Source organism: Marinicella rhabdoformis, assembly GCF_009671245.1.
Classification (GTDB): domain Bacteria; phylum Pseudomonadota; class Gammaproteobacteria; order Xanthomonadales; family Marinicellaceae; genus Marinicella; species Marinicella rhabdoformis.
In genome coordinates this window covers 66,302-90,116 of the sequence record NZ_VTFS01000006.1, presented here as the reverse complement: position 1 = coordinate 90,116, position 23,815 = coordinate 66,302, and the positions used below count along the sequence as shown (strand labels likewise).

At 42.4% G+C, this 23,815-nt stretch carries 23 protein-coding genes; 17 read left to right on the top strand and 6 right to left on the bottom strand.

Features of this window, described 5'->3' with window-relative positions; genetic code table 11:
- The first annotated feature begins 17 nt into the window (after positions 1-17).
- The 3 genes from FET73_RS13025 (at position 18) to FET73_RS13015 (ending at position 4,005) form a co-directional block, all read left to right on the top strand.
- Entirely contained in the window at positions 18-758 is a 741-nt protein-coding gene (locus FET73_RS13025; RefSeq protein WP_154224410.1) for a MauE/DoxX family redox-associated membrane protein, read from the top strand.
- A 90-nt stretch (positions 759-848) separates the two neighbouring features.
- Positions 849-1,859 (top strand): phospholipase A, encoded by a 1,011-nt coding sequence (locus tag FET73_RS13020; RefSeq protein WP_154224409.1) that lies wholly within the window; start codon positions 849-851, stop codon positions 1,857-1,859.
- Positions 1,860-1,893: 34 nt separating this feature from the next.
- Entirely contained in the window at positions 1,894-4,005 is a 2,112-nt protein-coding gene (locus FET73_RS13015) for a TonB-dependent receptor (protein ID WP_154224408.1), read from the top strand.
- Positions 4,006-4,108: 103 nt separating this feature from the next.
- On the opposite strand, the gene FET73_RS13010 is transcribed toward FET73_RS13015, so the two are convergent.
- Entirely contained in the window at positions 4,109-5,305 is a 1,197-nt protein-coding gene (locus FET73_RS13010) for a serine/threonine protein kinase (RefSeq protein ID WP_154224407.1), read from the bottom strand.
- Between the two features lie 22 nt (positions 5,306-5,327).
- On the opposite strand from FET73_RS13010, the gene FET73_RS13005 reads away from it, so the two are divergent.
- Complete coding sequence (locus tag FET73_RS13005; RefSeq protein WP_218944342.1) at positions 5,328-6,806, top strand: wax ester/triacylglycerol synthase family O-acyltransferase; 1,479 nt, start codon at positions 5,328-5,330, stop codon at positions 6,804-6,806.
- Positions 6,807-6,874: 68 nt separating this feature from the next.
- On the opposite strand, the gene FET73_RS13000 is transcribed toward FET73_RS13005, so the two are convergent.
- Genes FET73_RS13000 through FET73_RS12990 form a run of 3 tightly spaced genes read right to left on the bottom strand, consistent with a single transcriptional unit; the run spans position 6,875 to position 8,500 of the window.
- Positions 6,875-7,174 (bottom strand): hypothetical protein, encoded by a 300-nt coding sequence (locus FET73_RS13000; protein ID WP_154224406.1) that lies wholly within the window; start codon positions 7,172-7,174, stop codon positions 6,875-6,877.
- A gap of 22 nt (positions 7,175-7,196) precedes the next feature.
- A complete protein-coding gene (locus FET73_RS12995; protein ID WP_154224405.1) occupies positions 7,197-7,901 on the bottom strand; it encodes a UDP-2,3-diacylglucosamine diphosphatase in 705 nt (234 codons plus the stop codon).
- Entirely contained in the window at positions 7,898-8,500 is a 603-nt protein-coding gene (locus tag FET73_RS12990) for a peptidylprolyl isomerase (RefSeq protein WP_154224404.1), read from the bottom strand. The genes FET73_RS12995 and FET73_RS12990 overlap by 4 nt, the downstream gene beginning before the upstream one ends.
- Before the next feature lie 233 nt (positions 8,501-8,733).
- Here FET73_RS12990 and purT point away from each other — a divergent pair, with 233 nt between their 5' ends.
- From purT to FET73_RS12975, 3 genes are all read left to right on the top strand, one after another.
- Complete coding sequence (gene purT / locus FET73_RS12985) at positions 8,734-9,921, top strand: formate-dependent phosphoribosylglycinamide formyltransferase (RefSeq protein WP_154224403.1); 1,188 nt, start codon at positions 8,734-8,736, stop codon at positions 9,919-9,921.
- A 3-nt stretch (positions 9,922-9,924) separates the two neighbouring features.
- Positions 9,925-12,048 carry a bifunctional 23S rRNA (guanine(2069)-N(7))-methyltransferase RlmK/23S rRNA (guanine(2445)-N(2))-methyltransferase RlmL gene (gene rlmKL / locus FET73_RS12980; RefSeq protein WP_154224402.1) on the top strand — a complete coding sequence of 708 codons (2,124 nt, stop codon included), beginning with the start codon at positions 9,925-9,927 and terminating at the stop codon, positions 12,046-12,048.
- Between the two features lie 75 nt (positions 12,049-12,123).
- A complete protein-coding gene (locus FET73_RS12975) occupies positions 12,124-13,008 on the top strand; it encodes a DUF1684 domain-containing protein (RefSeq protein WP_154224401.1) in 885 nt (294 codons plus the stop codon).
- A gap of 38 nt (positions 13,009-13,046) precedes the next feature.
- Here FET73_RS12975 and FET73_RS12970 read toward each other — a convergent pair whose 3' ends face one another.
- Complete coding sequence (locus FET73_RS12970) at positions 13,047-14,156, bottom strand: hypothetical protein (protein ID WP_154224400.1); 1,110 nt, start codon at positions 14,154-14,156, stop codon at positions 13,047-13,049.
- Positions 14,157-14,558: 402 nt separating this feature from the next.
- On the opposite strand from FET73_RS12970, the gene FET73_RS12965 reads away from it, so the two are divergent.
- Genes FET73_RS12965 through FET73_RS12920 form a run of 10 tightly spaced genes read left to right on the top strand, consistent with a single transcriptional unit; the run spans position 14,559 to position 22,193 of the window.
- On the top strand, positions 14,559-15,479 hold the full coding sequence (locus FET73_RS12965; RefSeq protein ID WP_154224399.1) for an ACP S-malonyltransferase: 921 nt from the start codon (positions 14,559-14,561) through the stop codon (positions 15,477-15,479).
- A 47-nt stretch (positions 15,480-15,526) separates the two neighbouring features.
- On the top strand, positions 15,527-16,462 hold the full coding sequence (locus FET73_RS12960) for an SDR family oxidoreductase (RefSeq protein ID WP_154224398.1): 936 nt from the start codon (positions 15,527-15,529) through the stop codon (positions 16,460-16,462).
- Between the two features lie 10 nt (positions 16,463-16,472).
- A complete protein-coding gene (locus tag FET73_RS12955) occupies positions 16,473-17,480 on the top strand; it encodes a ketoacyl-ACP synthase III (RefSeq protein WP_154224397.1) in 1,008 nt (335 codons plus the stop codon).
- On the top strand, positions 17,477-18,070 hold the full coding sequence (gene fabA / locus FET73_RS12950; RefSeq protein ID WP_154224396.1) for a bifunctional 3-hydroxydecanoyl-ACP dehydratase/trans-2-decenoyl-ACP isomerase: 594 nt from the start codon (positions 17,477-17,479) through the stop codon (positions 18,068-18,070). The genes FET73_RS12955 and fabA overlap by 4 nt, the downstream gene beginning before the upstream one ends.
- Positions 18,067-18,573, top strand: coding sequence for a 3-hydroxyacyl-ACP dehydratase FabZ family protein (locus tag FET73_RS12945; RefSeq protein ID WP_218944341.1), 507 nt, complete (start codon positions 18,067-18,069; stop codon positions 18,571-18,573). Before fabA ends, FET73_RS12945 begins: the two co-directional genes overlap by 4 nt.
- 23 nt (positions 18,574-18,596) lie before the next feature.
- The gene (locus tag FET73_RS12940) at positions 18,597-19,877 is read left to right on the top strand and encodes a beta-ketoacyl-[acyl-carrier-protein] synthase family protein (RefSeq protein ID WP_218944340.1); all 1,281 of its coding nucleotides are present in this window, start codon (positions 18,597-18,599) and stop codon (positions 19,875-19,877) included.
- Between the two features lie 40 nt (positions 19,878-19,917).
- On the top strand, positions 19,918-20,160 hold the full coding sequence (locus FET73_RS12935; protein ID WP_154224394.1) for an acyl carrier protein: 243 nt from the start codon (positions 19,918-19,920) through the stop codon (positions 20,158-20,160).
- Positions 20,161-20,206: 46 nt separating this feature from the next.
- The gene (locus tag FET73_RS12930) at positions 20,207-20,968 is read left to right on the top strand and encodes a lysophospholipid acyltransferase family protein (protein ID WP_154224393.1); all 762 of its coding nucleotides are present in this window, start codon (positions 20,207-20,209) and stop codon (positions 20,966-20,968) included.
- Positions 20,969-20,973: 5 nt separating this feature from the next.
- Entirely contained in the window at positions 20,974-21,612 is a 639-nt protein-coding gene (locus FET73_RS12925; protein ID WP_154224392.1) for a 4'-phosphopantetheinyl transferase superfamily protein, read from the top strand.
- Between the two features lie 38 nt (positions 21,613-21,650).
- A complete protein-coding gene (locus FET73_RS12920) occupies positions 21,651-22,193 on the top strand; it encodes a GNAT family N-acetyltransferase (protein WP_154224391.1) in 543 nt (180 codons plus the stop codon).
- A 28-nt stretch (positions 22,194-22,221) separates the two neighbouring features.
- On the opposite strand, the gene FET73_RS12915 is transcribed toward FET73_RS12920, so the two are convergent.
- Positions 22,222-23,814, bottom strand: coding sequence for a cation:proton antiporter family protein (locus tag FET73_RS12915; RefSeq protein ID WP_154224390.1), 1,593 nt, complete (start codon positions 23,812-23,814; stop codon positions 22,222-22,224).
- Between the last annotated feature and the right edge of the window lies 1 nt (position 23,815).

The window sequence follows — 23,815 nt, the reverse complement described above, 5'->3', positions numbered from 1 at the left end:
GAAACAGGAGGTGATGAATGCAGAAAAAAGCACAGCTTTTTAGAATGAAAACCAAAGATCACATCTGTCCTTTTGGTCTGAAGGCGAAATACCTGCTGAAAAAACATGGATTTGAAGTTGATGATCAAACATTGAAATCAAGAGCAGAAACCGATTCATTCAAAAACAAACATGAGGTTAAAACCACACCCCAAATTTTTATTGATGACGAGCGAATTGGCGGTTATGAAGATTTGAGGCATCACCTGGGCTTAAAGCTCACCCAGTCGGACAGCACAAGCTATCAACCCATCATTGCCATCTTCAGTGTGACCTTTCTGATGGCCATTTTGTGGTCTTTTAATCTGTATGGTGAGTTGCCAATCAAAGAAACAATAATTGGCTTTGTGGCTTTCAGCATGTGTGTTTTGGCTATTCAAAAACTCAAAGACCTGAACGCTTTCACCAACCAATTCATCACCTACGATTTGGTGGCCATGAAATTGATACCCTATGCCAAAATTTATGCCTTCGGTGAAGCCTATGCTGGGCTGGGTATGTTGTCAGGTTTGAACCCCTTCTACTTTGCACCTGTGGCTTTATTGATAGGAATGGTTGGTGCAGTGTCAGTCATCAAAGCCGTGTACATAGACAAAAGGTCGCTTAAATGTGCCTGTGTGGGTGGAAACAGCCATGTACCACTGGGTTTCGTTTCATTAGTTGAAAACTTCATGATGATTTTGGTTTCTGCCTATATGATGATTGAATTTATGGCTTGAACTTGAATGGAATATAATTAAACTGGTGACAAAAAATCGAAGTCATTAAAATTCTTAGATTGACACCCATTAAAAACAAGTCAAACCACAATGAATAACAATTTAAAAACCCCACTCACGGCCGCATTGATGTCATTGGCTTTCACTGCCACTGCACAAGAGCCATTGACTGAATGTGTCATGGATCAATTTAAACATGGCGAAGATAATCTGACACTGTCAGAAATCAGGTCAATTTGCCAACAAAGTGCTGAATTAACTCAACCAACTGAACCAGAAACAAACATTCCTGGTGCCATCACCAACAGGATCACCAATGAAAGGCGAACTGAACATGACGCTTATGTGTTGACACCTCACAAAATGAACTACATCCTGCCCGTTTACACATCGGACAGCATCAACAGAGGCGCTTACATTAACCGGAATGGTTACCCAGAAAACCTAGAAGACATAGAAACCAAGTTTCAACTCAGCTTTAAAGTACCATTGAATCAAAACAGCATCCTGACTGAAAACGATGGCTTGTATTTGGGCTTCACCTTACAAGCTTGGTGGCAAACTTTTGCCAGTGACATCTCTAAACCATTTCGTGAAACAAACTACCAGCCAGAATTGTTTTACCTCGCACCGCTGAACTGGCACCCATTGGGCGGAAACACAGGTTTGGTTATGGGCATGGAGCATCAATCGAATGGTCGCAGCCAAGGTTTGTCGAGAAGCTGGAATAGGGTGTATGCACATTTACTGTTCGAAAAAAACAATTTCGCCTTGTCACTGAAGCCTTGGTACAGGTTGTCAGAAAATGAAAAATCATCTGTTGATGATCCAGAAGGCGACGACAACCCAGACATAGCTGATTACATGGGGCATTTTGAATTAACGACGGTTTATCAATGGGACAAATACGAATTCAGTTTTATTGGCCGACAAAATTTCTCGACCAACAAAGGTTTTGGCGAAATTGGCCTGACATTTCCCCTTTGGGGCAAGCTGCGCGGCTATGCCACAGTGTCTGATGGTTACGGTGAAAGTCTGATTGATTACAACCACAGCCAAACACGCTTCGGTATTGGTATCGCTTTGAGCGACTTACTATAAATGGTTTGCTTAAATAACCTGATCAGAATATGTCATGATTAAAGTCATCCTGCTGTTATCGATCTTATGCGCTTTAAGACCTGCATGGGTTTCAGCCCAAACAAATATCCATGAACATGGTTCTGACAATGTAGATGAGCAAGCAAAAGAAAATGAAAAAGTGGAACTGGAATCGATAGAAATCATCGCCCATTTCGATAAACAAGCCATTTTGGGTCTTACGGCTTCGGCTCAAACCATTACGGCAGAACAGATCGAAGCGCAACAAACCACCACATTTTTACCAGCCATTAACAGCATAGCTGGCATCCGCATGGAACAACGCGCTCCGGGCAGTTACCGATTGGCCATGCGCGGCAGCTTGATACGGTCACCCTTCGGCATAAGAAATGCCAAAATATATGTCGATGAATTTCCGCTCACCGATGCCGGTGGCAACACCTACCTTAACTTAATTGACCCAGCTTCTGTCGCATCGATACATGTCTTGAAAGGACCAGACGGTTCATTGTATGGCGCCAATTCGGGAGGTGTTATCCGCATGCAACCGAAAGGCTTCGACGTGTTTCAAAATCAAGGCAGTATATCAAGCAATGCCGGTTCTTATGGCTTGTTCCAAGAACAATGGTCAATACAGCGCAGGGTCAATGACGATTATGCCTTTTCAATCGATCAATCCTTTACCCGCTCAGACGGTTATCGTGACCACTCGGCTTTGAACAAAAAAACAGTCCAAACTGCCCATAAGTGGCGTTATGCGAACCACAAAGAAATTAGATTCTTGGTTTTGTACAGTGACTTACATTACCAGACACCCGGTGGTTTAACTGAAAGCCAAAGGCAAGCAAACCCAAGGCTTTCACGTCAAGCCACCGCATTCACACCATCGGCCATTGAACAGAAAGCCGGCATTTACAATACAACATTCTTCGGCGGCATCACGCACGAATCGCATTTGAGCGACAAACTCACTCACAGCCTCAGTTTATTCGGCTCGAACACTGATTTTGAAAATCCATTCATCACCAACTATGAATTCAGAAAAGAAAAAAACGCCGGTTTGCGGACCTATTTTTCCTACAAAAACAGCAACCACCAAAACGCCCAATGGCAAATGCAATGGGGACTGGAAACGCAAAAAGGTTGGAACAACCTGGAAAACTACGACAACAACCAAGGCCGACCTGCAGACTTACAAACCAAAGACGACTTGAATAACCACCAAACCAGCTTGTTTTACCGGGTTATGGTGGACTTATACAATCGGTGGACAATCGAAGCCTCAATGGGTTTAAATCAAGTTGAAATTAACTACACATCCTTAAAACCTATTTTTGAAAAAGGTAACATTGATTTCGGTAACATATTGATGCCAAGAGTTGCCAGCTCATTCAGCTTCACAGACGATTTAGCCATACGTGCTTCTGTTTCAAAAGGGTATTCACCACCCACCATCGCCGAGGTGCGCTCCTCAGACAACACCATCAATACCGAACTAGAACCCGAAACAGGCACCAATTATGAAGTCGGCCTGCGCTGGGAACCAATCAATAAAAACTGGTACACCGACCTCACTGTCTACCAACTCGACATGGACAACGGCATCGTGCGTCAAGTCAATCAAGCGGGAGCTGAATATTTTGTCAATGCAGGCGAAATCAAACAAAAAGGCTTTGAAGCCACCATTTCAGCATTTCTTATTTCGCCCAATGATGAACGCTTGATCCAATCACTCAACTTGCAATCAGCACTGACATACAACCACTACCGCTTTGGTAAATACCAAGTTGAAGACAATGATTACTCAAGAAACAAAGTCACCGCTGTGCCAGAATGGGTTTGGACAAACACACTGTCATTGAGCCTAGCCAAACAAGTAGGCCTCAACATATCGCATAACTACACATCGACAATGCCCTTGAATGATGCCAACACGGTTTATTCTGACGCATTCCATTTGATACAGCTCAAAGGCACTTGGGATTTAAATTTGTCCTCATCAAAGCAAGTCCAACTGTTCACCGGCATAGATAACCTGCTCAACGAAGCATACAGCCTAGGTAACGACATCAATGCCTTCGGCAACCGTTACTTCAATCCAGCCGCAACAAGAAACTACTACGCAGGTGTTCAAATGTCATTTTGAAAAAATTATTTGTTACAAAAATAAAATATAAATACAGTTAAATGACCTTCGTAAACGGGAGGTGCTTTGTGTTCGTATTTTTTTAAATTATTTTGGCGGTAAATCAGTCACAGGCTTCTATAATCTTATTGTATTTTTCAATGTTTAAAATTTTCATTCGCCCCCTGGCATCTTCCTCCTTGCAATCATATTTTGTGAGAATTTCTTCGTAAAATACTTCTGCTTGAGTGAAGTTTTGCATATTAAAAAAACTGTTTGCGGCAGGTAATTTTTCTGAAAGTTCTACCATTTGTTGTGGTGTCAATTTCACTTTATTCACTTCAATCACACCGTCATTTTTTCCCATAAAAAACCCACCTGCTAAAACTGCTGCGCCTAATGCGCCTCCACCAACAATGTATGGTAACCAACTTTTCTTTTGAGCTCGATGATCAGTAATGGGAATAAAAGAATGTGTTGTGTCATGAGCTGGGTGTAAACGCCGGACGTATTTTTTGAGCTGATGAACCAGTTGAGTGGCTGATTGAAAGCGATCATCAGGGTTTTTAGCCAATAATTTATTTAACAGCGGTTGGTACTTGGCCAAGTTTTTGGGTAAATCTGGAATGGGTTCATGAACATGAGCGTAACTGACTGCAAAAGTATCAGCAGCATCATAAACTTTTTCACCTACCAGCATTTCGTAAAAGACCACACCTAAAGCATATAAATCAGAACGTTCATCAATGTCTTTACCCAAGGCTCGCTCAGGACTCATATAGTGAGGCGTTCCAACAACAGCGCCAACCCGAGTGAATTCACTGACGGCATTACCAGCTCGAGCAATACCAAAATCCACAAGTACCGCTTGGCCGTCGTCATGGAATAAGATGTTTTCAGGTTTGATGTCCCTGTGTAAGGTGCCTCGCTTGTGAGCATGTTCTAGCGCTTTACCCATGTCAATCATGATATTGAAAGTTTCCAGCTCTGTCAGGCCTTGATTGATTTTTTGCTTTAAATCACCGCCTGCCAAAATTTCCATGGCCAAGTAATAATAGTGATCAACCACACCACAAGCATAAACAGTCACAATATTGGGGTGCGAAAACTGAGCGACCGTGTCGCCTTCCTTCTTTAAATCTTCAAGTATTTTTTCATCATTACCTTGTGGTGAAACCACTTTGATGGCCACTTGTCTTTTGGGCTGCAATTGCTCGCCCAGATAAACAGCTGCCATACCGCCTCGGCCGATTTCCTTACCAAGGGTGAAATTTGGAATGTCTATGTTAAAGATTTCTGCCATTGAAAAGACTTTTATCATTTATATGAATCTTTCTATTATAATGAAGGGACTAAAATTTAAAACCCAATATTTCATGTTCCAGTACATTGACAGTAAAAAAGAGGCCATGCGCAAAGTAGATACCGCTTGGTTGCGAATGGAATCGCCGCATAATTTGATGATGATTACAGGGTTGATGTTTTTGGATACCCAGCCTGAATTGGCTACATTTATTGAAGTTTTAGAAAAAAAATTCCTCAAATACCGCCGTTTTAAGCAACTGGCACTACAAAATGCCAGTGGTTCTTACTGGAAAACAGATGAATATTTTGACATGGCGGCTCATGTGCGTCGAGTGGCACTGCCTGGAAAAGCAGATTACCGTGAATTGCAAGATTATGTCAGCAATTTGGCCTCCACGCCATTGGATAAAAACAAGCCTTTGTGGTCTTTTCATATCGTTGAAAACTATGCCAAAGGACCTGTGATAGTGTCACGCATACATCATTGTTACGCTGATGGTATTGCCTTAATTCAAGTGTTACTTTCTATGACCAGTACCACACGTGAAAACAGTGTCTTGCTCGATCACAAAGAAAGTAACAAAGAAAAACACCAAAAACTGGGGTTGTTGAAGCAAGTAATTAACCCGGCCAAAAAACAATTCAACCAGTCTTTGAAAATGCTCAATGAAGCAACTGAATTGGGTAAGAAGATTTGGCAAGACCCCAGCCTGATAGAGAAGGGTGTTGGCGGATCTGTTGAAATCATGGAGGAGTTATTCCATGCTTTGACCTTAAGCAATGACCCTGAAAGTGTCTTTAAATCAGATTTGTGTACTCGTAAACGTGTGGCATGGGCAGAATCATTGCCCTTGGATGAAGTCAAGGCCATATCTAAAGCCACTGGCACTTCAGTGAATGATGTGTTGATTTCTAATTTAGCAGGTGCGCTTCGTGAATACATGATAGAGCGGGGTGATGATCCGAATGAAAAAGAAATCCGAGCCACAGTACCTGTCAACCTCAGACCTTTGAAACATGCCAAAGAGTTAGGCAACCATTTTGGTTTGGTATTTTTAAAACTGCCAGTACATGAGGCCAATCCTTTGAAACGTTTGGCATTGGTGCACCAAGAAATGAACGAGCTCAAATCATCAAAGCAAGCTTTGGTGGCCTTAGGGCTGCTCAGCATGGTTGGTTTGGCGCCACAAGCCATACAAAACGTGTTGCTGAATCAATTTTCAAAAAAAGCGTCAGCCGTATTAACCAATGTACCTGGGCCACAAGTGCCTTTGTATATTGCAGGCTGCAAGATCGAAAAAACCATGTTTTGGGTGCCACAAAATGGCACCATTGGTATGGGAATCAGTATCTTGTCATACAACGGCAATGTTGAGTTTGGTTTGATTGTTGATAAAAACCTGGTGCCACAACCACATGATGTGATTGCCAAATTCCCATCTCAGTTTTCAATGTTGAAAGAAATCATGATGCTTCATCCTTGGGATGGTGAAGTACACGCTGAATTGTTGGGTTAATTGTAAAGCGAGCATGTCGAGGCTTGTGATGTTGTCTGTCAGTTTTACTCTGTCAGGTAATGTAAAATTTATGCCTCGGGATTCAGTGCGGTGACCCACTTTTGTGCATCTGACAAAATAAACTCATAGCTGCTGTCATCGTTCATGACAATTCGGATGGCTTCTGTGGTGGTAGGGATGATGCCGCCACCTTTGCCCATTGTTTGTTCTACTTTGTTGATCTCTTTTCGGTCTAAATGGTAAGGGCCCAATGCCACTTGTTTATTGAACGGTTCAAAATCGATGTGGTCTTGAGTGGCCGAAAATGTGCCGTCAATTCGGGCTGCGCCTTTTTGAAAACTGGCGGTTGTGGATTGTGTAATTTTCATGTTTATAAAGTCTCCTTTGTATTTAAGCATGCACCAATGACATGCCTGAGTCATTATATTCTAAATAACTGGCTTGTTTGTGCCAGTCGCCGAGAACAATTCGCTTGGTGTCATTGCGTTCATGAATGGCAGGTCGGTGTGTGTGACCATGAATCATTTGTTTAACGTTGTGTTGTTCGAACAATGCATCAATGGCATTTTGATTGACATCCATGATATTCATATCGGCCCCTTGGGTATGTTCTTGACTTTGTTTTCTGGCTTGTTCAGCAAAAGCGATTCGTTCAGCTATACTTTTAGATAAAAATTCAACTTGCCATGCAGGGTTTCTTAACATAAGCCTGGCTTGCTGATAGGGTTTGTCGTCGGTGCATTCAGCGTCACCATGGATTAACAGGGATTGTTCGCCGTTCAATTCAATCAAATGGGGTTCATTGATTATTTTCATGCCACTCTTGTTGGCATAACTTTCACCCAACAAAAAATCACGGTTACCCGCCATATAATATATTTCAACACCCAACGAGTTCAATTCTTTGAGCCATTGAGAAACAATTTCAGCCGTTTCATCTAGGGCATCATCGCCCAGCCAATACTCAAACAAGTCTCCCAAAATATACAAAGCCCGAGCATGTCGGGCTTTGTCATCTAAGAAGGCTTTGAACATTTCAGTGATATCAGGTCTTTGCTTGCATAAGTGCAAATCTGATATAAATAAGGTGGTCATTGTTTAACGGCTTGTTCTTTGGTGTCAGGTTTTGGTGCTTTTTCAACCACTTTGGCCGATAAAATTTCAATGGCCTCTTGCGGTACATCTTTTCTGAATGGTGGTTGTGCACCGGTTGGAACAAAGCGAATGTCGTCAACAACTTCCATGCCTTGTACGACTTCACCAAATACCGCATAGCCCCAAGTGCGAGTATTTTGTTCGCCTGTGTGGTTCAAAGATGGGTTGTCTTGCACATTGATGAAAAATTGAGCTGTCGCCGAGTGTGGAGACGGTAAGCGAGCCATGGCTACAGTGCCTCGCAAATTTTTCATTTCTGCATTGGCTTCATTTTTGATTGGGCTTTTGGTATCTAATCGTGTCAGGTTTTTATCAAAACCACCCCCTTGAATCATGAACGTACTGATAACGCGATGAAAAATGGTGCCATCATAAAAACCTTCATTCACATAAGAGAGGAAATTTTTGACTGTGTTGGGCATTTTTTCATCATATAACTCAATATAAATGTCACCTTTTGTGGTACTTAGTTTTACTGTAGTGGCCATGGCTTGCATACTAAAAGCCATGATTAAAATCATCATTAAAGTTTTTTTCATTAGGGAATTCCTAGTCAAAATGTCAGTGGAATATGATACAAACCATGGTTCAAAATTACCAGTGTTTGCTGTCTGTTTTTATTGGCTTAATTCGACAGCAGTTAAATTGCCTGAGTTCAAAATAAATCATTGTCAATAATTTCTCATGTAAACATGGTTTCAGACTGATTTTTGTGAACTGTGTTTTTGGGCTTGGTGTTATAATGGCCGCTTGTTTTATACACCCAGTTTTTATGAGTCAGTATTTTTCTAAGGAAAGAGTCCACCCTGTTAAAATCATGCTGCTTGGTTCGGGAGAGCTAGGTAAAGAAGTGGTCATTGAAGCGCAGCGTTATGGTGTGCATGTGATTGCTGTTGACCGTTATGATAAAGCGCCTGCCATGCACGTGGCAGATGAGTCATTTGTAATTGATATGACAAATGCGCAAGCTTTGCGTTCTTTAATTGAACAGGTTAAACCTGATTTGGTGGTACCAGAAATTGAAGCCATTGCCACTGATGAGTTGGTTAAATTGGAAGCCAATGGTGTAAACGTGGTACCAACGGCCAAAGCCGCACAATTGACGATGGACAGAGAAGGTATCAGACGACTGGCGGCTGAAGTGTTGGATGTGCCAACCAGCCCTTATGCTTTTGTTGATGATTTTGAGGCATTCCAAGGTGCAGTAGAGCGCATAGGTATGCCATGTGTGGTTAAACCCGTCATGAGTTCATCAGGCAAAGGACAGTCAACCATCAAAACAGACGATGACATTGTAAAGGCTTGGCAAGAGTCGCAATCGGCAGGCCGTACGGGGGCTGGTCGGGTTATTGTTGAAGGCTTTGTGAAGTTTGATTTTGAAATTACCTTGTTGACCGTCAGACACAAAGACGGTACGTCCTATTGTGAGCCCATAGGTCATGTTCAAGTTGATGGTGACTACCAAGAATCTTGGCAGCCACAAGCCATGACCGACCGTTCCATGGCATTGGCCAAAGAAATCGCGAAGAAAGTCACAGATGCTTTGGGTGGTTATGGTATTTTTGGTGTGGAATTGTTCATCAAGGGTGATGAGGTGATATTTTCAGAAGTGTCACCCAGACCACACGACACTGGTATGGTGACCATGGTGTCACAAGATTTAAGTCAGTTTGCCTTGCATGTGCGTGCCATCTTAGGCTTACCGATTCCTAGCATCATACAAAACGGCCCATCAGCTTCCCACGTTTTACTAGGGAATGGAAAAGCAAGTAATCCGACTTTTGCCGGCGTTTCGGATGCCTTGGCACAACCTGGTACGCAGTTGCGATTGTTTGGTAAGCCAGAAATCAATGGTAAAAGGCGTTTGGGTGTGTGTTTATCTACCGCCAGATCACTCAATTCAGCACGCAAGAAAGCAGCTGACATGGCTGAACAAATCAGCATCAACTTGGACAAATAAACCATGACCACATTTACTGGGTTTGCATCTTGCCCGAAACACTTAGAGTTGTTACTGAAACAAGAACTGTTAGACCTGGGCGCCATTGAAGCCAAAGAAGGCTTGGCCGGCGTGCATTTTGAAGCTGATGCCAAAAACGTCATGCGCATGGTGATGTGGACCCGATTGGCCAACCGTTTGTATTTGAAGCTGGACAGCCAAATTTGTGCCAATAAGAAGGATTTGTATAACAGCATTTCTGCTATTGAATGGCACCGGCTGTGTAAAGACATACCATCGACGCTGACAATTAAATTCAATGGTACCAATGACGAATTAAAAAACAGCCACTTTTCATCTCAAGTATGTAAAGACGCTATTTGTGACCAGATGTACGAGGAATTTGGCAAACGGCCCAAAATGGTAAAGAAAGATGCCCATTTGATGGTTTATGCGCGTTTAAAGTACAAACAACTGGATATCTATCAAGACATCACGGGTCATTCTTTGCATCAGCGTGGTTACCGCGAACAAAATACGCTGGCACCATTGAAAGAAAATTTAGCGGCGGCGATATTGATGCGCGCCAAATGGCCTGAATTATCTAAAAAAGGTTATAACTTGGTTGATCCCATGTGTGGATCGGGTACGTTGTTGACCGAAGGTTGGCAAATGGCCTGTGACTTGGCGCCGAACTCGCTAATGAAAAGTCACGCTTTGTTTTCCTGGAAACATTTCGACTCTCACCACTGGACCCAGTTGATGATTGAAGCTGAGGGCAGGGCAGAAGCCGGCTTGGAAACATTCAGAGGTCAGTTGATTGGGGTTGATCATCACAAGGACTCAATTGCTTTGGCGAATGAAAATTTAGAACGAGTGCAGCATAACAAACGCATCAGCTTTCAATACCAAACATTAGATAAATTCAAAATTCCTCCTCGAAATAATTTGATTGTGTGTAATCCGCCTTATGGTGTGCGGCTACAAAAGAACCATTTATCCAGTTGGAAACAATTGTCCACTTGGTTAGAGCAGAAGGCGCAAGGCGCACAAGCCGCTGTACTGACGCCAGATGCTTCCAAAGGCTGGTTGTTGGGCTACCGTGAAAACCATGTGTATGCCTTGATGAATGGTGCTTTGCCGATTCAACTGCGGTTGTTTGAAATTAATAAAGCCAATAAGCTCAACACGCCCAAAGACCAGTTGTTCGTTTTACCAGCTTCGGCACAAATGTTGGCCAATAGGTTAAAGAAAAATTTAAGCAAACTGACACCTTGGGCTGAACGTAATGGGATTGAAGCTTTTCGTGTTTATGATGCCGATATCCCTGAATATTCTTTTGCGATAGATAAATACAGGAACCACATCAACATCCAAGAATATCAAGCACCAAAAACGATTGCTGAAAGTAAGGCCAAAGTTCACCTTGAGCAAGCCATGTTAGCGGTGCAATCGGTATTACAGCCTGTCACAGACAAGATTCACCTCAAAACACGCCAAAAACAAAAGCAAAATGACCAGTACAATAAATTGGACATGGATGCGGCACGGTTTGTGGTTAATGAAGGTGACAGAAAGTATTTGATTGATTTGGGTAAATACTTGGACACCGGCTTATTTTTAGACCACCGCTGGTTGCGAAACCAAGTGCAGAAAACAGCCAAGGACAAATCTGTATTGAATTTATTTTGTTATACCGGAGCGATTTCAGTGGCAGCCGCTGTGGGTGGCGCCAGTGACATCACCAGTGTCGATACGTCAAAAACCTATTTGAAATGGTGTGAAGAAAATTTTAAAATCAATGAGTTACGAACGAAACATGAAGTACTTCGTGCAGATGTGATGAAACACCTGATCTTTGATAAAACTTTACATGACATCATCATTGCTGATCCGCCAACGTATTCCAATTCACATTCTCGAGAAACAGATTGGGATGTACAAAGAGACCACGTGGAATTAATTGAAGCATGTGCACAAAAACTCAAGCCAGGTGGTGTGATTTATTTTTCTAACAACTTCAGAAAGTTTAAGCTCGATGAATCTTTACAAGAAACATTTGTTGTTAAAAACCTGACTAACAAAAGTATGGACATGGACTTTAAAGGTTCAAAAATCCATCAATGCTATTTATTAGAAAGAAAATAAATGATTTCAGTTCATATGTGAGGTGATAGAATTAATCATAAATTGCATCACACTTAACAACAGAAGGAGTGAAAAATGTTCAAAACGATTGGCTTGATTTTAATGCTGATGATGACAAGCTTTGCTGTGGCAGATTACCCAGAAGAGCTACAACAGTGGAAGAATAATCGTGTTGAAGCCTTGCAAAAACCTCACGACTGGTTAAGTTTGGTTGGATTGAGTTGGCTCAAAAAAGGCGCCAACACCATCGGCTCAGATCAAAGCAATGACATCGTGTTGCCACATGGCCCAAGTCATTTGGGTGCATTCGTTTTGACTAATGACAATAAAATTCATTTCCAACCCAAAGAAAACAACCTACTTAAAGCAAATGGTGAGCTGTTCAATGATGACATTGAGGTGTTTGCTGACAGTCATGAAACTGAAGCTGCCACAGCGTTAACGGCAGATACTTTTAAATTTGTTGTCGTTGAGCGCGGTAAACTAGGGGTTAGGATTTGGGACTCAAGAGCCAAAACCCGAACTGAATTCCAAGGCCTAGAATACTTTCCAACAGACCCAACAAAAAGGGTTGTGGCTCAGTTCACACCTTATGAACCCGTTAAAATGATTCCTATTGTCAATGTACTGGGCATATTGACTGAAACGCCATCACCTGGTCGTTTAGATTTTATATTGGATGGTGAGTCTTACAGCATCGATGCTTTAGATGATGCGGACGATTATTACATCATCTTTGCGGACAAAACCAATGGCAAAACAACTTATGGGCCAGGTCGATTTATTCACACCGAAAGTAAAGTGGATGAAAACGGCCAAGTCATCATGGACTTCAACAAAGCTTACAACCCTCCTTGTGCCTTCACTGCATACTCTACGTGTTCACTACCACCACGCCAAAACCGCTTGCCCATTGAAATCAGAGCCGGCGAAAAGAAATACGGTGACAGTTTGTACTGAAGAAACACCTGTTTCAAGTAAAGCGTTTCAATTTGTCTTTATGGGTCAGGCCAAGTTACCAAGTTAGGATCTGGCCAGTTAAAAGGGTTTGTTGAAAAACCTGTGTTACTCATCCAGTCAACACATGAGTTGATTTGGTCAGGTCGATTGGTGAAAGAGAAGTAACGATCACAGCCTTCGTTAATCATGATTTGGCGGCAGGCAGACATGGTTTTTGAGCGATATTCTGCAAGGTATTGCTCAGCATATTGCCATGCCAATTGTTGTAATGCCAGGCCAGTGTCATTTTGTATGGATGCAGGGATGGTGGCGCCAACAGGGCTTTGTTTGTTGATGATTGCAAAGCTCAGGGCTGATAAATAATAAATACCCTCATGGTTTAAATGTACAGTGTCATTGAATAAGTCATCAACCCTTTGTGCGTCTGATCCGCTGAAGCCGGGCACTTCATCATCAAGTATGTGTTGTAACAGATTGGCTAATGCCCAGCCAGCTGGAATGACATTGACACCCATGGTTTTGCCCTCAGAGGCGAGCGTTAGATTAACTTTGTCTGCCACACATTCCCAAGCATTGAGCATCAGGCCTTCGAATGATATCCAGTCTTGCGGGTCATTGGGGTCTATATTAAGCCATGAATGGTAAAGGTAAGTTTCAGCTTTGTTGTTTCCATGTATAAGCCTGTTGTGATAATGATGCAATAAGCTGTTACTGTATTCCCAGCGGATGACATCAAGAATGTCATGGCGTTCTGTTATCAACAGTGCATTGTATACTTCATTACTGCCTATCGTTGTTGGTGATGTCAATTCTGCAATCACATCCATGTCATTGCCGCTGCGGTTTTTACCCGTGTGATAGCCGGCCCAGTTGTTAGGTGGTAATTGATTTCCACTGGTTCTTACTCTGATCGGAGAGCCAATACCAATTTGTTGATTCCAGTTATAGACAATGTTTTTTGATTCGTTTATAGACTGCAAGTGGTCAGCAAAAGGGTTGTCCATCAAGCTGTGACCTGAAATAAACGCATTGTTTTTTAATAACTCAAATGTGCTCTTTTTTATCACATCCCATTGTTGTCCGAACGCAGGTTGAAAACATGTGGTGGTAACTGCCAATAATATGACAATGTATTTCTTGGTAGGCATGGCTGTTGAGAAAGTATTTTAAGACAATTGATTTTATCAATTGCGTTGAGCTTGTACTGACCATAATTTGAGTATTTGTTCACAGAATGATTGAGAACTGCTATGAATTAGGGGTTTATATTGTAGTTTGCTTTACAGCTAACACATGTAACCTGATTGGCGTGTGTTGTTATCATTTTGGCGGGTCATTCCCATTTCAGTTGTTTGTATTTATGTCTGATAAATTCCATTAAAAACCATATAAAACAATAAGTTGACTGTGGTATTCGCTGCTTCGTTTTAATACTTAATTAACGAAAAACAAATATTTAAGCGTACACGTGTAAATTTATATAAGTTTTACCCTTGCTTGTTTGCTTTAAAGACTTCATAATTCGCATTTGTTTTTAACTGAAGTGTTTAATGACTTACAACGCAGTGGTATTCCCTGGACAAGGGGCGCAAAAGGTTGGCATGGCCAAAGATTTTATTGAGCAGCATGAAGCTTCAGCACAATTGTTCGCTGAAGCCAATGATATTTTGGGTTTTGATGTTTATGAAATTTGTCATCAAGACAATGAACTGATTCATCAGACTGAATACACACAACCTTGCTTACTGACAGCTGAAGTGGCGATGTATAAAGCATTATCTCAAACACATGATTGGCAAGCTGATTATTTTGCTGGACATTCATTGGGTGAATATTCGGCTTTGGTGGCAGCAGGTGTGTTGCCTTTTGATGTGGCATTGAAAATGGTGGTCAAGCGTGGTCAATTGATGAGCCAAGCCACACAAGATGGTGCCATGACTGCCATCATCATGGATCAAATTCCATACCAAGCTGTGGTGGCTGAGGCCGCTCAATTTGATGTCGATGTAGCGAATGACAACTCTGATCAGCAAGTGGTTTTGAGTGGTCAAAAATCAGCAGTGGATGAGGCAACAGCTTCTTTGGCTGAGACTTATAATGACGTTCCTTTTCGTGCCGTTCCATTGACGGTTAGTTCGGCTTTTCATTCGCGTTGGATGCAGCCTTTAGAAGTGGAATACAAATACTTTTTAGAGACTTTTTCGGATCAAATATCAGTGCAACATTTGCCTAAAGTGGCTTCTAACTTTTTAGGTGGTTTTTACCCTGAAAACAAAGCCACTTTGATTGATGGCTTGGCCAAACAGTTAAGTGGCAGCGTCAAATGGCGTGACAACATGCAGTTGTTATCAGACAAACAAGTGATTGAAATAGGACCTAATAGACCTTTGCGCGGTTTTTTTAAAACCCAAGGGCAGGGCATTACTTCAGTCATCAACCTCAAAAGTGCGGCCAAAGCCTTCTCAGCATAAGCAGTTAAACGAACAATTAACCAGACAAAAAAACGGGACAAATCACCATGAACATATTCAACAACAAGCAATGGGCAGTTATTTTGGGCGGATCAAGTGGTTTTGGCTTGGCCAGTGCCAAAAAACTCAGCGAACAAGGCATGAACATTTGTATCGTTCACAGAGACCGTCGTGGGGCCATGCAAAGCATCAATGAATCATTTGAAGAAATCAAGGCCAACGGCACAGAGCTGATCACATTCAATGTGGATGCTTTATCTGATAAAGGCATGAACCAAGTGGTTGACGGTTTGAAAGTGGCGATGGGCACATCGGGCCGAGTCAGAATGATGTTGCACTCGATAGCTTTCGGCAATTTGAAATTAATTGCACCTCAACAAGGAAAAACTGAAAACGCAGGCTTATCAAAATTGGCAGCAACTTTGGGTGTTGAAGAAAGCAAGCTCAGTGCAGCTGTGGCTGAGTTGATTTCACAAGGAGGTGACGAACTGTTTCCTTTAGAAACCCCTGAATACAGCGACGTTTTGATTGAAGATGAAGACATGACACGCACCATTTACAGCATGGGTACCAGCATGTTGACTTGGACTCAAAAATTGTCCAGTAATGAACTGTTTGCCGATGACGCCCGCGTGTTGGGTTTGACCTCTGAAGGGAATACGGTGGCTTGGCGTGGTTATGCTGCTGTTTCCGCTGCCAAAGTGGCCTTGGAGTCGGTTTCTCGTTCGATTGCTGTTGAATTTGCGCCATTAGGCATTCGTTCAAATATCATCCAAGCCGGTGTGACTGACACCAAAGCACTTCAAGCCATTCCGGGCAGTGCGCGCATGAAGGCAGTGGCCAAGTTGAAAAACCCATTCAAACGTTTGACCACGCCTGAAGATGTGGCAGATGTGGTTTCATTATTAACTCGTGATGAAGCCCAGTGGATTAATGGTGCGTTGATTCGAGCCGATGGTGGCGAACAAATCGCTTCATTTTAAGGCCAAAATGATGAGTCAAAATAACAATTTATACATTCATGGCGCGGGCCATTATCATCCACAAAATGTGATTGACAATGCTTTTTTAGAAAGCTTGGGAATCGAAACCAATGACCAATGGATTATGGAACGGGTGGGCATCAAGTCGCGTCGAACGGTCATGAATTTGGATTACATTAAAACCAGTCAAAACCAGTTTTTAAATGAACGCGAGGTGCTCGAAAGCAGTGCCGAAATGGGGTGCAAAGCCATAGAAATGGCCTTGTCACGTGCAGGCGTCAGCAAGGAACAGGTGGGTATGGTAGTCGCCGCTTCGTGTGCACCAACTTATTCTTTGCCTGCCAATGCTTGTGTCATTGCACAACAAGCAGGTATCAACGCTTTGGGCATAGACATCAGTTCAGCATGCTCTAGTTTTGCAGCCCACATACATTTTTTATCGAATATGGGCGCATCAGCCATGCCTGACTATGTGGTTTGTGTGATTCCAGAAAGTTGGACCACGACTACAGATTTCAGCGACAGAAGAACCGCCGTGTTAATAGGTGATGGCGCCGCCGCAGTAGTTGTATCTAAAAAACATGTGGCCGATTTGAAGGTCAAACAAACATTCATGAAGTCAGATCCTGCTTCTTGGGAGAAAGTACAGACACCAACAGGTGGTCACTTTTATCAAGACGGTTTGTCAGTACAAAAGTTTGCCATCAAAAAAACCATGGCTACGTTCAAACACTTACAAAAATCTGAAGACAAAATCTTGAATCAGCACTATTTTATCAGCCACCAAGCCAACCTTTCTATGTTGAAATCTGTATGTAAGAAATTAGATATTCAAGATGAAAAGCACCTCTTTAACGTTGACGAATTTGGTAATTGTGGTGGTGCAGGTGCACCTTCTGTTTTGTCTCAAAACTGGGATGTTTTTAAAGCAGGAGATTTGTTGACATTGATTGTTGTCGGCGCGGGTTTGACCTGGGGCGGTATGGTCATAGAAAAAAGTGATGGAGCATTACAATGAAACTCAAATATGAAGATTTTTTAGCAAGAACCTCATTCAGCAAACAAGAACTGTTGGCTTATTCTTGGGGTGATTTGATTGAAGATGCGCCCATTGAAGGTTGTGGCCTGTTACCATCACCACCGATGTTGATGTTTGATCGCATCATTGAAATCAGCCACAAAGGCAAAAGGGGACGGATTGTAGCCGAACAAGACATCTCTTTGGATGATTGGTTTTTCCAATGTCATTTCAGGCAAGACCCTGTGCAACCGGGCTGTTTGGGAGTGGATGCCGTGTGGCAGTTGATTGGCTTTTATGCCATCATTCGCGGTGGCAAAGGCGCAGGCCGTGCTTTGGGTGCGGGTGCCATCGAGTTCTTCGGCCAAATCAGACCGCACAACAAAGTGGTGCGCTATGAGGTCGAAATCAAACGATTTTCCAACATGGCGGCGCAAGACGCGTCGATTGCTATAGGCTCGGCCAAGGTGTTTGTTGATGACCAAGAAATATACAGCATACAAGATGCCAAAGCCGGCATTTTCAAAAATATTCAATACACCAATTACCCACATGAAAGTGATCAGGCATTGGGAGGTAAGTTGTCATGAGTGGAGACATGAATGAAGACGTAAACAATGAAAACAAAGTCATCAAACCATTAACTGCTGAACAGGTTTTGGCTTTGGTGCCTCAACAAAAGCCATTCAGGTTCATAGATGAAATCATCAGCATGGATGAAGAGCACATTGTGGGCAGGTATACATACAAACAAGACGAAAGTTTTTATGCTGGGCATTTTCCAGGTCAACCGGTCACACCCGGCGTGATTCTTTTAGAAACCATGGCGCAAACGGGTGTGGTGGCTTACGGATTATATCTTTTGTCTTTAAAACTAGAAGCGTCGCAATTGGACCAATGGTTGACCTTATTCAGTGATGCTGAGGTTGAGTTTTCTCGTACGGTTTTGCCAGGTGAAACAGTCACCATCACCGCCAAAAAGGTATTTTGGCGTCGCATGAAGTTAAAAGCCGAAGTGGAGATGCACAATGAACAAGGTGAGTTAGTTACCAGTTGTGTGATTTCAGGTATGGGTGTAGCGAAAGCTCAGTAGTAGGTTTGATAGCAATGAATATGATGAATCAAGAGAGTGAAATGAAAATGGAAAAAGTGGTCATTACAGGTTTGGGCGTTGTGGCTCCTAATGGCAATGGTCTGACAGCTTATGAACAGGCTTTACGACAGGGTGTTTCTGGCATCAGACAACATGAACATTTGGCTGCTGCTAAGTTCGCTTGTCAGGTGGGTGGTATTCCTCAAGGCATCGATGAAATCAAACACAATTACTTGTCTGATGAGTCTTTGTTGGCGATGAACGATGCGATGGTTTTTGGTGCTATAGCCGCTATAGAATGTTGGCGTGACGCTGGCTTGCCAGAACCTGGAGAAGAAACAGATTGGAACACCGCTGCCATTATTGGAACTGGCATCAGTGGTTTAGATACCATTGGAGAAAAGTTGGTACCATTAACTGACGCTGGAAAAGTGAGGCGTTTGGGCTCAACCATAGTGGAACAAGTCATGGCCAGTTCAGCCAGTGCGAATATCGGCGGCTTACTCGGCTTAGGAGGTCAAGTAACGACCAATTCCAGTGCCTGTACAACGGGCACAGAAGCAGTAGCCAATGGTTACCACATGATCAAGCAAGGCTTGAGCCAACGTGTGTTAGTCGGTGGTACAGAAGGTGCATCCAAATACAGTTGGGCCGGCTTTGATGCCATGCGTGTTTTGGCACGCGGGTACAATGACGACCCTGAAAGTGCGTCTCGACCCATGAGTGCTTCGGCAGTGGGTTTTGTGCCTGGATCTGGCGCAGGTTTTTTGATGTTGGAATCATTGAGCAGCGCACAAGCCCGAGGTGCTCGAATTTATGCTGAAGTTTTGGGTGCTGATGTGAATTGTGGCGGCCAGAGAAATGGCGGCAGCATCACATTCCCTAATCCAGTTGGCGTACAGCGCTGTATCAAAACCGCCTTAAAACGTGCTGATATTAAGCCTGAACAAGTTGACTTGATTAATGGTCATTTGACGGCCACCATGGCTGACCCTTATGAAATCAAAAATTGGCAAGCCGCTTTGGGCTGTGAAGCCAGTGATTTGCCATTGATTAACAGCACCAAAAGCATGATTGGTCATGGTTTGGGTGCAGCAGGAGGTATGGAGTGTGTCGCTTCTGTATTGCAACTGGCCAAAGGTTTTGTCCATGGCTCATTAAACTGTAAAGATTTACATCAAGACATCGAACCTTATGCGGGATCAGTGGTACATGAAACAAAAACCATTGACGCCCAAATTTTAGCCAAATCCAGTTTTGGGTTTGGTGACGTGAACGCCTGTGTGTTGTTCAAAAAATACTGAAAAATAAACAAATTATTAAATAGCTAACCGGAGAAATACCATGAGTAATGAAATTTTTGAAAAAGTAAAAAGTATCGTAGCACCTTATTGTAAAAATACAGAAGCCTTAGAAGCCGCCACTGAAAGCACCAGTTTTTTAGGTGATTTATCTGTGAATTCAGCACGTTTGGTTGATATTGTCATCGACTTTGAAGACGAGTTTGACATCGAAGTGAGCGATGAAGAAGCTGATGAAATCCGTACCATTGGTGATGCGGTTAAAGTGATCAACGCCAAAATCTAATGATTGAAGTGATTCATACCCGCTCACAAACAAGGTTGGGCGGGGTTTGACAAAGACAGCATCACAATATGGTGAAACATCAGGTGGTTTGGGGTTATTGATTCAGCAGGTGGTCAGTTACTTGCTGTTCCCTTTGTTGTATTTGCTGTGTATTTTTTGGATGAAATTTGTTCGAAAATACCAAATCGAAAACATCAAAGACATCAGACGTCAATACCGTGAGATTTGCGAATCAACCCCACAAGGTTTGTTGGTTTGTCCCAACCATTTAACATTCATAGATTCCATGCTGCTTATTTGGGCCTTCGCATCACCGTGGTATTACGCCAAGCATTTTCGCCGATTGTGCTGGAATTTACCCAAAGCAGCTCATGTCAAAGAAAACTGGCTTCACCGTGTGGTGTGCTATTTAGGTAAATGTTTGTTGATTGAAAAAGAAGTTTCAGCATCAAAACAAACGATGATTCAAGCCAGTGCTTTGTTGCAAAAAGGGCACCACATCATGGTGTTTCCCGAAGGTACACGCAGTAACACTGGTCGCATCAATGATCAAAATTTTATTTATGGTGTGGGGCAGTTGCATATTGACAGTCAGTTGCCACAGGTGTTGATGGTTTACTTGCGTGGCATGCATCAAAAAACGGCCACAAAATTACCAGTAAAAGGCGAACACTTCACTGTTGAAATGAAACTTGAAAGTATCCAAAGCACACAAAAAGGTCGACGTGCCATGCGTGATGTGGCGAGCCAAATGATTGAATCATTGAAACAATTGGAAGCCAATTACTTTACTCAGAATAAAGATTAAGGCTGATGATAGGCAATGACATTGTTGACTATTCGGTTGATGAAAAAAAGTATTTAAATCAAAGATATGTGTCTCGTTGTTTAAGTCAATTAGAGTCTAATTTCTTGGTTCAAAACGGTAATAAGAACGCTTTATTTTGGACTCTTTGGGCTTGTAAAGAAGCGGCATACAAGGCGTACCAACAGCAACATTTATCTTGCAAATTTTCGCCACCAAAGTTTGAATTGTCAGAAACTACATTAATTGCGTTATCCAAACATGACATGAAGTCTGTCTTTCAAGGTGAAATCCACTACCAATCCCATTCTCTGAGTTTTCAACTCACTTGGCCAGCTCTTGATGTGGTGCATTGCATTGCCGCTCAAAACCTTACATCAATCGAGCCATGTCTTGTTGCCATAGAAAACAATCACGCAGCCACAGATAACATCAAACAATCACATTTCACTCGAACCTTGGCTAAAAAGTTATTGATGGAGCAGGGCATTGATGCTGAAATCTTCAGGCCAGAACTGGATATGGGTCATTATAGAAAACCAGGTCCGCCCATTTTGATTGATAATACCACCAAAACAAAACGCAAAGAAAGCATCAGTTTGTCACACGATAAAACTTGGTTGGCTTTTGTTGTATCCAAAACATGACTTTCATATAAAATAGCTGTTTTAAGTACTATTTCACCATGCTCAATATTCCTGACAGTGAACGTTTGATTTATCGATTTTTAACTCAAAATGACACCGATTTATTGTTTGATTTAGACCAAGATCCAGAAGTCATGAAATACATCAATGGCGGGAAAGTGTCCACCATGGAAGACTTAACCCAAGTCATGTTGCCCAGAATGGCCAGTTATGCCGACCAAAGCAAGGGCTGGGGTTTGTGGGGTGTGTTTACCAAAGACAATGCAGCATTCATAGGTTGGATATTGGTTCGTCCAATGGATTTCTTTTCTGATAATCCCAAATGGCAAGATTTAGAGTTGGGATGGCGCTTTAAACAGTCTTCATGGGGTAAAGGTTATGCGACAGAGGCTGCAATTGCTGTAAAAAACACTTTAGAGACCACACAGCAAATAACGCACTTCACTGCTTTGGCATTTCCAGATAACCAAGGATCTATCAACATCATGAAAAAACTGGGCATGACTTATGTTAAAACTGACATACACAAAGACCCCTTAGGTGATGACGAAGTGGTTTACTACCAGCAAAGCATTGAGTAATTAAAGTCAATTACTCAATGACTTTATCTTAGGTCATTTTCAGCACTTGGCTGGCAAACCCGCTACCGGCTTGGGTATATACATTGAAAACCGTATCAACGCCTGCAGCTTTATAAATTTCTTCGTGATCAAAATACCTCGAAGTGGCAGCTATTTGACCATCGTAATGGAGTGTTTTCAATTGTTCAATGACAGACAAAGCTGCTTTGATGTTTGGTAAGGTTATCATTACCATTTGCAACTGATGATTCTCTAAAACACGATCCCAAAAATCTGCATCAGAAGGGTCGCCGACAATGGCTTGTCGACCTTTACTCAATTCAGTTTCAACAACTTCAGCATCAATGTCTATACCCACCACTTCATCGCCTAATTGTTCATGCATGTGATCATAGGCGCCACAGCCTACACGACCTAAACCGATAATGACCACCTTGGCTCTACTGATATCAACGGCCTGGTCATCCGGTAAGCGTATTTGCTTTTGAAAACGCAGCCAAAAATGACGGTAAACTTTGAAGTGTTGGTGTGCATTCGCATTGAGCAACGCAGCGGTAATTTGTGACAAGCTCATCGCCACAGCAATGATAATCAGCCACTCTGGTGTTAGCCATTGATTTGTCACACCTATGGCCGCTACTATCAAGCCAAATTCACTGTAGTTGCTTAAATTCAAAGAGGCCAAGACACTGGTTCTGGCACGTAAGCTGAAACGACTGAACAACCAAAAAAATAAGCCAGTTTTAAAAGCCACCAAGATCAAAAGCAAGGCAGCCATCCAGATACTGTTCCATGTTAAAGTTCCAGTTAAACCAATTGATATGAAAAAGCCCAATAAAAACAAGTCTTTGAATGCCATCATTGTTTTGGCCAATTCTTCTGACTTTTTAAGTGGCGCCAATAACATACCCACAATCAATGCACCCAAGTCACCTTTCAAGCTCACCAATTCGAACACTTGTGCACCACCCAGTGCCAAGAAGAACCCAAAAAGCACCAACAATTCGCCATGGCCAATTTTATTTAAAACCCTTGCAATAAGTAGCCTCATTGGCCACAAAAGCAACAAAGCCAAAGCCCAAATTGATGGAACCTTTCCAGTAGAAAAAGCCAGAAAAACAACGGCAAAAATATCCTGAATGACCAACACACCAATCGCTATTTGACCGTGTCTGGATTGATACTCGCCTTTGTCTTCTAATATTTTAACAACAAAAACCGTACTAGAAAAACTCAATGCAAAGGCAATAATGACCAGCGTGTTATCACTCAGGTCTTGTAGTTGACTGAAGCCGCCCCAAGCCAATAATTTAAACAAACCAAAAAATACTGTCACGACCAGGGCAGTGTGTAAACTGGTAACAGCCCAGATATGTGGCTTGATTAAAGATTTGATATTGATTTTCAGGCCAATGGTAAACAGCAGTAAGGTGATGCCAATATCAGATAATTTATCAAACAAGGCAGCATCAGCATGCGGAAAATGCTGTATCACAAAACCCGCAAGCAAAAAGCCCACCAATGGGGGCAATTTGATTTGTTTTGCGGTCCAGCCAAATAAGAAAGCCACAGCAATCCAGCTGACGTCACTGAATGCTATGGCCACACTTGAAAAATGCATG

What these genes read in the sequence shown, in the direction of transcription:
- FET73_RS12965 (WP_154224399.1), top strand. Translation starts at nt 14,559, where the DNA reads ATGACTTACAACGCAGTGGTATTCCCTGGACAAGGGGCGCAAAAGGTT.
- FET73_RS12915 (WP_154224390.1), bottom strand. Translation starts at nt 23,814, where the DNA reads ATGCATTTTTCAAGTGTGGCCATAGCATTCAGTGACGTCAGCTGGATT.
- FET73_RS13005 (WP_218944342.1), top strand. Translation starts at nt 5,328, where the DNA reads ATGAAGGGACTAAAATTTAAAACCCAATATTTCATGTTCCAGTACATT.
- FET73_RS13025 (WP_154224410.1), top strand. Translation starts at nt 18, where the DNA reads ATGCAGAAAAAAGCACAGCTTTTTAGAATGAAAACCAAAGATCACATC.
- FET73_RS12960 (WP_154224398.1), top strand. Translation starts at nt 15,527, where the DNA reads ATGAACATATTCAACAACAAGCAATGGGCAGTTATTTTGGGCGGATCA.
- FET73_RS13010 (WP_154224407.1), bottom strand. Translation starts at nt 5,305, where the DNA reads ATGATAAAAGTCTTTTCAATGGCAGAAATCTTTAACATAGACATTCCA.
- FET73_RS12940 (WP_218944340.1), top strand. Translation starts at nt 18,597, where the DNA reads ATGAATCAAGAGAGTGAAATGAAAATGGAAAAAGTGGTCATTACAGGT.
- fabA (WP_154224396.1), top strand. Translation starts at nt 17,477, where the DNA reads ATGAAACTCAAATATGAAGATTTTTTAGCAAGAACCTCATTCAGCAAA.
- FET73_RS12945 (WP_218944341.1), top strand. Translation starts at nt 18,067, where the DNA reads ATGAGTGGAGACATGAATGAAGACGTAAACAATGAAAACAAAGTCATC.
- FET73_RS12935 (WP_154224394.1), top strand. Translation starts at nt 19,918, where the DNA reads ATGAGTAATGAAATTTTTGAAAAAGTAAAAAGTATCGTAGCACCTTAT.
- FET73_RS12990 (WP_154224404.1), bottom strand. Translation starts at nt 8,500, where the DNA reads ATGAAAAAAACTTTAATGATGATTTTAATCATGGCTTTTAGTATGCAA.
- FET73_RS12920 (WP_154224391.1), top strand. Translation starts at nt 21,651, where the DNA reads ATGCTCAATATTCCTGACAGTGAACGTTTGATTTATCGATTTTTAACT.
- FET73_RS13020 (WP_154224409.1), top strand. Translation starts at nt 849, where the DNA reads ATGAATAACAATTTAAAAACCCCACTCACGGCCGCATTGATGTCATTG.
- FET73_RS12955 (WP_154224397.1), top strand. Translation starts at nt 16,473, where the DNA reads ATGAGTCAAAATAACAATTTATACATTCATGGCGCGGGCCATTATCAT.
- FET73_RS13015 (WP_154224408.1), top strand. Translation starts at nt 1,894, where the DNA reads ATGATTAAAGTCATCCTGCTGTTATCGATCTTATGCGCTTTAAGACCT.
- FET73_RS12975 (WP_154224401.1), top strand. Translation starts at nt 12,124, where the DNA reads ATGTTCAAAACGATTGGCTTGATTTTAATGCTGATGATGACAAGCTTT.
- FET73_RS12970 (WP_154224400.1), bottom strand. Translation starts at nt 14,156, where the DNA reads ATGCCTACCAAGAAATACATTGTCATATTATTGGCAGTTACCACCACA.
- rlmKL (WP_154224402.1), top strand. Translation starts at nt 9,925, where the DNA reads ATGACCACATTTACTGGGTTTGCATCTTGCCCGAAACACTTAGAGTTG.
- purT (WP_154224403.1), top strand. Translation starts at nt 8,734, where the DNA reads ATGAGTCAGTATTTTTCTAAGGAAAGAGTCCACCCTGTTAAAATCATG.
- FET73_RS12925 (WP_154224392.1), top strand. Translation starts at nt 20,974, where the DNA reads ATGATAGGCAATGACATTGTTGACTATTCGGTTGATGAAAAAAAGTAT.
- FET73_RS13000 (WP_154224406.1), bottom strand. Translation starts at nt 7,174, where the DNA reads ATGAAAATTACACAATCCACAACCGCCAGTTTTCAAAAAGGCGCAGCC.
- FET73_RS12995 (WP_154224405.1), bottom strand. Translation starts at nt 7,901, where the DNA reads ATGACCACCTTATTTATATCAGATTTGCACTTATGCAAGCAAAGACCT.